Annotated in this window: 4 protein-coding genes; 1 reads left to right on the plus strand and 3 read right to left on the minus strand. The window is 41.6% G+C overall.

Annotated features, from left to right (window positions below; translation table 11 throughout):
* Positions 1-281 precede the first annotated feature (281 nt).
* The 3 genes from ACM0OX_RS27985 to ACM0OX_RS27995 all read right to left on the minus strand — a co-directional run bounded on the left by ACM0OX_RS27985 (position 282) and on the right by ACM0OX_RS27995 (position 3902).
* Positions 282-938 carry a pentapeptide repeat-containing protein gene (locus ACM0OX_RS27985; RefSeq protein ID WP_414518247.1) on the minus strand — a complete coding sequence of 219 codons (657 nt, stop codon included), beginning with the start codon at positions 936-938 and terminating at the stop codon, positions 282-284.
* Between the two features lie 275 nt (positions 939-1213).
* Positions 1214-2968 (minus strand): asparagine synthetase B family protein, encoded by a 1755-nt coding sequence (locus tag ACM0OX_RS27990; protein ID WP_414518248.1) that lies wholly within the window; start codon positions 2966-2968, stop codon positions 1214-1216.
* 52 nt (positions 2969-3020) lie between these two features.
* Positions 3021-3902: a 4-hydroxybenzoate solanesyltransferase gene (locus tag ACM0OX_RS27995; RefSeq protein WP_414518250.1), complete on the minus strand. Its 882-nt coding sequence runs from the start codon at positions 3900-3902 to the stop codon at positions 3021-3023.
* Between the two features lie 349 nt (positions 3903-4251).
* Between ACM0OX_RS27995 and ACM0OX_RS28000 the strand changes: the two genes are divergently transcribed.
* Positions 4252-5901, plus strand: coding sequence for a Ppx/GppA phosphatase family protein (locus ACM0OX_RS28000; protein WP_414518252.1), 1650 nt, complete (start codon positions 4252-4254; stop codon positions 5899-5901).
* Positions 5902-6000 lie beyond the last annotated feature (99 nt).

A 6000-nucleotide genomic window follows, 5' to 3' on the forward strand; every position in this document is an offset into this window, starting at 1 on the left:
AAACTTGGGTTAAAGCGCTGACAGCTATTATGCAATACAGTACAGTTTTTCTTCTTGCCCTTTTCTATCATAGCTTTCAGATTTGAGGATGTACCTCATAGCTGCCGGAAGTGCTGTATAATTTTGTACCGCATCTGAGTGGGAACCGCTATATCTGAAAATTGAGTTAACAAAAGTAGAACAAGGAGTACTGCAATCTTAAACTTTTATTTACTCACCCAAGCGATCGCAGTTGGTTAATAGAAAGTGCGATCGCCCCAAGGGTAATAGGCTACTCCTAACTAATAAATAACTATTTGAGGTTGCTCAATTGTGCCGTCAGGCATAATAGTATCTCGCAACTTTGCATAAATCAAATTTGTCTTCCAAAGGTTTGCCTTACTCAAGTTTGCTTTAGTTAAATTTGCCCATGTCAAGTCTGCACTAGTTAAGTTAGCCTCAGTTAGATTAGCTTCTAGTAATTTTGCTCCACAGAGCTTTGCTCGTGTGAGATTTGCAAAACTTAAGTTAGCTTCAATCAGCGATGCTTCAATTAATTGGGCTTCACTTAAGTCTGCTTCTCTCAAATCCACATCACATAAAGAAGCACCCCAAAGATTACTATCTATGAATTTCACTCGCCATAAGAAAGTTCCGCACAAATTTGCTCTTGTTAAATCAGCATTGGTCAAATTGGCTTCACATAAAGATGCTTCGTACAAATTAGCTTCACGTAAGCTAGCTTGCATCAAATTTGCGCCACTGAAATTAGCACGATTCAGAACACAGCCAGACAAATTTGCATCACGCAAATCCGCTCCGATAAAGTTAATACCACTTAAATTAATTCCTTTCAGGTCGATTCCCCTCAAGTCACACCCACTGAAATCTCGACGCTGAAAATATTTATTTGTGATTTGACTTAAAATAAATTCCTGTTGTTGAGCATAATTGTTCATGGTATTCACCTCTGGGTGTAATTGATCTCAAAGGTTGAGTGTAGTAGTTACCGTATATTGAGAGTACACCGCAAACGGAGATTAGCTCAGTAAATAATCAAAAATAAATTAACAAAAAATCGGCAATCACTTGAAAATGCGTTTTTTCAGTGGTTTATAAAACAAAAAATGCTGACATAAGTCAGGAAATATTTATATACCAAGAGTCATGTTGCTTGCTCTAAATTCAAAATTACCATAAGTAATATTAATGGCGTATCCTTTTGTTGCTTTCACTACTGTGCTTTTTGATTTACTTGTAACCAAATTTCTAAACTAGTAAGCAACCACAGCTTTACTCCATAACGACTCCAAGTATCGCCTTGATAGTTTAACCAATTACGAATTGGCAACTGGTTTAAGTAAGGAGTAATACATGCATTTCGATTTAGCAATAAATCTCTGGCTTCTTGCTGCCAATATTTCCGAAATCCTAACTGCACCGGAACCATCATGCCACTTTTGGGACGATGAATAATTGTGTCTGGTAAAATATCTGCAATCGCTTGCTTTAAAACTGCTTTTTCTTCCACTCCAGAAAGCTTATACTCTGGAGGTATTTCCATACTTAAGTCTACTATTCGTTGGTCAAATAAAGGAGAACGACCTTGCAAAAGAGCAGCTTGAGTCAAGTTACTAACTTTGGTCAGAATTTGGTCAGCGCCTTTAAATTTGATATTCATTGCCATCAAACGATTCAGATAGCTTGCTTGGGAATATAAATCTTCTGCAAAAACCCAAGGCGCTGTTTGTACTGCTGTCCAAACTTCTGGTTTTAAAAGTTGCGGTAAGTCAACAGCACACTTTTGAAAGGAAATTAAATAAGCTTGCAATGCATCCTGATTGGTGACAGAGCCATATAAACTATTAATTAACATCGGCTGATTTTTTGGCCCGCCAAAACAGGGGTCGCCACCTTCACCATTTAAAACTACTTCTACACTTTCTCTCGCCAGTCGTCCCAGCAAGAGGTTGGGAACAGTCAGTGGGTCGCCAATGGGGTCATCTAAATAAGCCATTGTTTCCGGCAAACGTGACCACATATCCTTAAAAGTAATTTCTAAAATGTGGTGCTGTGTCTGACAATGGGATGCAACGAGACTGGAAAATTCTAATTCATTGGGACATTCCGCACCAAAATGAATCGAGAAGGTGTGGACTGGGGCTTTGTGGAATTTTGCTACTAAAGCAGTGATACTGCTAGAGTCCAAACCACCAGAAAGAAAAACGCCAACTGGTTCATTTGCTGGTGGTAAATATTCTTGAACAACTTGCTCTAAGAGTTCTCGCAAGCGATCGCCATGCCATGCTAAGGATCGATCGCTTGCTATAATCTGTTCTTGAAGCTGCCAATAAGCTGTAACTTTGTAGTCAGGGAATTCTAAAACAGTTCCAGGTCGCAGTTCTCGCACTTGTTCCCAAAGGGTTCGTTCGCCAGGAACAAAGGCACAACAAAGGTAATCTCGCAACGCCACCAAATCTAAATCAGATGAACGATGGGGTGATAAAGTTCTCAGTTGAGGCGCAATCCAACGAACTGAACCAGTGGTAGTGTAATAGAGAGTACGAACACCGATGCGATCGCGAACCAATCTCAACACCTGTTTGTCTCTATCCCAAACCACTAGCGCAAACATCCCCACAAGTTGGCTAAGACTTTCATTGCCCCATCGTTCCCAAAGATTGGCTACCAGTTGCAGAGAACTTCCTTCAAAGCTATCCGGTTCAATTCCCAACTTTTGCAGCAACTGCACTCGGTTAGTTAACCAAACATCACCAACAACAACAAATCGTCCTCTAGAACTGATTGCTAATTTCTCCGTTGGAAATTCCGAAGTTGTGGGTGGTAAAATTACAGAAATTTTTTCATCTCGCCAGGCTATATCTTCATAATTTGCATCAACTGTTCCCCACGCTACGCGCCAGGTTGGGTTAGTCTTGATGAATTCGATTTTAGGAGATTTACGATTTTTAAATGCATCAAATAGCATGGTAAATTTTCAACGCATAATCCAATCTTTTTAAACACAGGTTCCTGCCTCCTTATAAAGATCCAGCAATCATCCCAGCAAGTAAAATAAAACCAATCCATACATTTTGCCGGAACATCTTACCATAAGCAGAATTAGGTAAGTGTGGCTCTCTTAATCGCAGATATTGCCAAACCCATGCGATAGTAGCAACTGCAAGGCTAATCCAGAAGGCTAAGTGCAGATGTATAACTACGCCTAACCAAGACAATAACAAGATTGTGCCAGCAAAGAAAATTCCAATAGCTAGAGGAGCATAATTACCAAAAAATAGGGCGCTAGAATTAACACCAATGCGGCGATCGTCTTCCTTGTCGCTCATGGCGTAAACTGTATCAAATCCCAATGTCCACAATACAGTCGCGCCCCAAAGCAACCAAGTTGGTTGAGAAATGCTTTGTGTTACTGCACTCCAGCTAATCAATACCCCAAAACCCCAAGCGATGGAAAGTACCAGTTGCGGTACGGGAAACACCCGCTTTGCACCTGGATAAAGCAGAATTACAGGCACTGCTGCCACGCATAACCAGAAACTTAGGGGGTTAAGATAAAAGGCCAAGACTGCTGCACACGCTAAAGAGACGATCGCAACTACAATCCCAACTTTCACAGATAAGGCGCGAGAAGCAAGGGGGCGATCGCGTGTTCTCTCTACTTCTGGATCGATATCCCGATCCCACAAATCGTTGACAACACACCCAGCCGCACTCGTGGCCAGAGTACCCAATATAATCACACCAACCAGAGGTAAAGGCGGTTTTCCTGAAGCTGCCAAAAACACAGCCCAAAGGGCAGGAATCATTAAAATTAACCGCCCTTCTGGTTTATGCCAGCGTAAAAGCCGGATAATTACAAGCCAAATTGGTGACTGGGGGCGTTCTGGCGTCGTTAACATAGAAATCAACAAATAACTTTAGAGAGATGAATTCACACTTCTTTACATCTATAGAATAACGTTATTTGTTATTTGTAAAAACATAACCCAAAGTGGCAACTTTAAATATCTTTAAATAGTCACTCAGGTTATAAATAGTAGGGTGAATATACATAGCTCAGTTACCCTCGATCAAGCTGAGTTGCGAATGCTGAGTATTTTTTAATTTACTCAATATTCAGCACTGGCTCAATGCCCTGCTACCGCTAACAGCACTCAGTCTGAGCAAGTGTGTTGTCATAAATATCAGTGCTAGCTACCCCGACGTATCACCGTTTGCCATCATTTCTTAATAAAGAGAGAAAACTAGATGCTGAATTTAGTTTCTAGCTGGGAGAGTATTCCTGCTCAACCATCTAAGCAACATCGGATTATTGCTGCCATTGACCTGGGAACAAATTCTCTACACATGGTAGTAGTCAAGATTGACCCCACACTACCAGCTTTCAGCATTATTGCTAAAGAAAAGGAAACCGTGAGGCTTGGCGATCGCAATCTTACCACTGGAGAACTCAAACCAGAGATCGTTAAAAAGGCGATCGCTGCTTTAGGACGCTTTCAAGAAGTTGCCAAAACTATCAACGCTGAAACAATCATCGCTGTGGCAACTAGTGCTGTGCGAGAAGCCCCCAATGGTAAAGATTTTTTGCACACAATAGAAACGGAGTTGGGTTTAAGCGTTAACTTGATTTCTGGTCAAGAAGAAGCGCGGCGAATTTATCTTGGTGTCCTGTCGGGGATGGAATTTAACAACCAGCCCCACATGATTATTGATATTGGCGGTGGTTCGACAGAATTGATTTTAGGCGATAGTCACCAAGCCCGGACTCTTACCAGTACCAAAGTTGGTGCAGTGCGACTCACTAGCGAGTTAATTACTACTGACCCCATCAGCACCACTGAGTTCCAGTATCTGCAAGCTTATGCACGCGGGATGTTGGAACGTTCTGTAGAAGAAATCTTAGCAAACCTAGAGTTAGGGGAATCTCCGCGTTTGGTGGGTACGGCGGGCACAATTGAAACCCTGGCGATGATTCATGCACGAGAAAAGTCGGGTGTTATTCCTACTACTCTCAATGGCTACCAATTTAGTCTTCAAGACTTGCAAGAGTTGGTAAATCGCTTGCGGAAACTGAGTAATTCCGAAAGGGCTGAAATTCCTGGTATGCCAGAGAAGCGCCCTGAAGTTATCCTCGCTGGCGCAGTCATATTACAAGAAGCAATGACCCTTTTGGGTAGTGAATCGGTAACAGTTTGCGAGCGTTCTCTGAGAGAAGGTGTAATCGTAGACTGGATGCTAACCCACGGTTTAATTGAAGATAAGCTACGCTACCAAAGTTCAGTTCGGGAACGGAATGTTCTCAAACTCGCGGATAAATACCACATCAACTTAGAATACAGCGATCGCGTGGCAAAATTTGCCGAGAGTTTATTTGACCAAACTCAAGGTACGTTACACCACTGGGGAACTGACGAGCGACAAATGTTGTGGGCAGCGGCAATATTACACAATTGCGGTCACTATATTAGCCATTCGTCTCACCACAAGCACTCTTACTATTTAATTCGCAATGGAGAATTACTCGGTTATACAGAAACCGAGATTGAAATTATTGCCAATATAGCGCGTTATCATCGCAAATCGCCGCCCAAGAAAAAACATGAAAACTACCAGAGTTTGCTGACTAAACAACAGCGACAAATTGTTAGTCAATTAAGTGCCATTTTAAGATTGGCAGTAGCATTAGATAGACGACAAATTGGTGCAGTCGCTCAAGTGCAATGTGAGTATTATCCACAACTTAATCAGGTAAACCTGCTAATTTTCCCAACTCAATTGGATGATGATTGTGATTTAGAACTTTGGAGCTTAAATTATAAAAAAGGAGTGTTTGAGGAAGAGTTTGGAGTGAAATTAGTAGCGAGTTTAGAAAAGTCTAGTATTCCTAACTTGTCTTAGAAATTAGGGTGCGTTAACACAGTGTAACGCACCTGCACATCGCTTACAGCATTTGCGGCTGTTATGAGGTACAATAGCAGCAACTAGCAAACCAGTTTC

Source organism: Nostoc sp. PCC 9305 (assembly GCF_963920915.1).
In the GTDB taxonomy this organism is placed as follows: domain Bacteria; phylum Cyanobacteriota; class Cyanobacteriia; order Cyanobacteriales; family Nostocaceae; genus Nostoc.

What these genes read in the sequence shown, in the direction of transcription:
- ACM0OX_RS27985 (WP_414518247.1), bottom strand. Translation starts at nt 938, where the DNA reads ATGAACAATTATGCTCAACAACAGGAATTTATTTTAAGTCAAATCACA.
- ACM0OX_RS27990 (WP_414518248.1), bottom strand. Translation starts at nt 2,968, where the DNA reads ATGCTATTTGATGCATTTAAAAATCGTAAATCTCCTAAAATCGAATTC.
- ACM0OX_RS27995 (WP_414518250.1), bottom strand. Translation starts at nt 3,902, where the DNA reads ATGTTAACGACGCCAGAACGCCCCCAGTCACCAATTTGGCTTGTAATT.
- ACM0OX_RS28000 (WP_414518252.1), top strand. Translation starts at nt 4,252, where the DNA reads ATGCTGAATTTAGTTTCTAGCTGGGAGAGTATTCCTGCTCAACCATCT.